Below are 1,915 nucleotides of genomic sequence, written 5' to 3'. Positions count from 1 at the left end.
TGCGCCACGGCGGTGGCGTGGGCGATCGTGCCGTGCGCCACGTTCGTGGTACCGGCGATCGTGCCGTGCGCCACGGCGGTGGCGTGGGTGGTGGTCGTGCCGGTCAGCGCCGTGACGTCGCCTACGGCGCGGCCCGCCACCGGGGTCACACCGGCGACGGCGGTGCCGACGACCGGGGGCGTGACGGCGGTGGCCGTCTCGTCGACGACCGGGGTGACCGTGTGGGTGACGGCTGCGGGGAGGCCCTCGACGGTTCCGGTGGCGGTGCCACGGAGATCCGCCACCACGCCGGTCGCCGTGGTGTGGGCGGTACCGGCCGCGCCGGTCGCGGTGGTGTGTGCGGTGCCAGCCGCCCTGGTCGCCGTGATCCGGGCGGTGCCGACCGTGCCGACGGCCGTCGTGCGGATGCCCCCGACCCTGCCCGTGATGTGAGCCGGGACAGAGGCGACTGCGGACTGGGCGGCGTTCGTGGTGGCGGTGGCCTGCGACTGGGCATGGCCGATCGGCGTCGTGAGGCGGGTCCGGGCACCGTCGGCGGTGCCGTGGGCCGTGGTGCGGGCGGCGGCCACCGTGCGGTCCGCGCCGGTGGTCACGGCAACCGCCTTCTGCCGTGCCGTGCCACGGGCGACGTTGCCGGTGCTGCCCTGGAGCCGGGTCTGAGCGGCGGCGAGCGCCTGCTCCAGTTCGGGGGCGAAGGCGGCCAGCGGGCCGAAGAGGTAGTCGATCTCGTCGCCGGGGTGGTGGAGGTCGGCGGCGGTCGCCCGAGCGGTGCCGACGCCGGACTCCGCGGTCGCGGTGGTTGCTGCGACGCGGGCCGAAGCCTTGCCCGCGGTGTGCGGGACCTCGCCGTCGACGTAGCGGCGCGCCTGGTCGGCGGCCCCGACGGGCGTACTGGCGGCGGTCCTCTCCGCGTGCGCGGAGATGTGGCCGGTGACGGCCCCCGCCTTGTCGCCTGCCTGGGACTTCACCCCGGCCGGCGTGTCGGCGACCGTCCCGGTCACGCTGCTGGCCTCGTCGGACGAGGTGACGTCCGAGACGGCACCGGTGACCCCGGAGAGGGCGCTGTTCACCGTGCCGGTGACCGTGCCCAGGGCGTCGGCGGCCGTGCCGCCGGTGTCGCTGTCGGCGGCGTCCGTGTCGGCCGTGTCCACGCTCACGTCGGGCACGGTGACCGCCGACGCGTGCAGTTCGTCCGCGCCGGCGGCGGTGGAGCCGAGCGCCCACGCGCCGGTGACACCGGCGGCTATGACGATGGAGCGGCGGATGTTCTTGTTCATGCGTACGTCAGTTCCTTCGGGATTCCGAGTCGTGGGAACCGGGTGGGAATCGCGACCGGTGCCGCCGCTTTCGTTGCGGTCCCGTGAGTGGGGACCGGCGGCCGAGCACCCGGCGTCGTCGCCTCCGTCGCTGTGACGGGGCCGCGGTACCGGTTCCGAGGGGTTTCGTCCGGGCCTCCGCGAAAGGGAGGGACGTTCCGGACGGAGGGCGGAGCTGTCACGCCCCCGCTCGACGAGTCCGGCGGGGGAGGACGGCCTGCCCTACCCGGGGAACTCGGGGATGTCCCGGTGCCGCTCCCGGGTCCCGTCCGCGACATCGGCAGCGATGGCGCCGGGCGCGAGACTCAGCGGCGCCCGGTGAAGAGAAGTGACGGCGTGGGGCTCGGCGTGACGCGGCCCGCCGTTGTCGACCGCGGAGTGACCACCGAGCGCACCCGTGGGTGGACCGCCAGGGGCCTGCGGCTCAGCCGTCCGCCAGACATGCACGTCCCCGGCCCCCGCGTCACGGTGGGGCGCCGCCATGGCTGCCACGTCACCGTCCCCGGCGAACGGTCCGTGCACGACATGAGCCGGCCCGACGCGCCGCTCACGGCCGCCGTCCACATCTTGGCCGGCCTCGTCGGGCCGGCTCATGTCGT

1 protein-coding gene and 1 pseudogene are annotated in these 1,915 nt (G+C 75.5%); both read right to left on the bottom strand.

Going from position 1 to position 1,915, the window contains the following annotated elements:
* On the bottom strand, window positions 1–1,277 hold a 1,277-nt coding region (locus tag AOK23_RS43305), incomplete at its 3' end, for a hypothetical protein (RefSeq protein WP_055717839.1).
* A gap of 261 nt (window positions 1,278–1,538) precedes the next feature.
* Window positions 1,539–1,915: pseudogene (locus AOK23_RS49145) on the bottom strand (hypothetical protein); the annotation flags it as partial.

Origin of the sequence: Streptomyces torulosus (assembly GCF_001419765.1) — a bacterium.
Taxonomy (GTDB): Bacteria; Actinomycetota; Actinomycetes; order Streptomycetales; family Streptomycetaceae; genus Streptomyces; species Streptomyces torulosus.
This window is presented reverse-complemented; position numbering and strand designations above follow the sequence as displayed.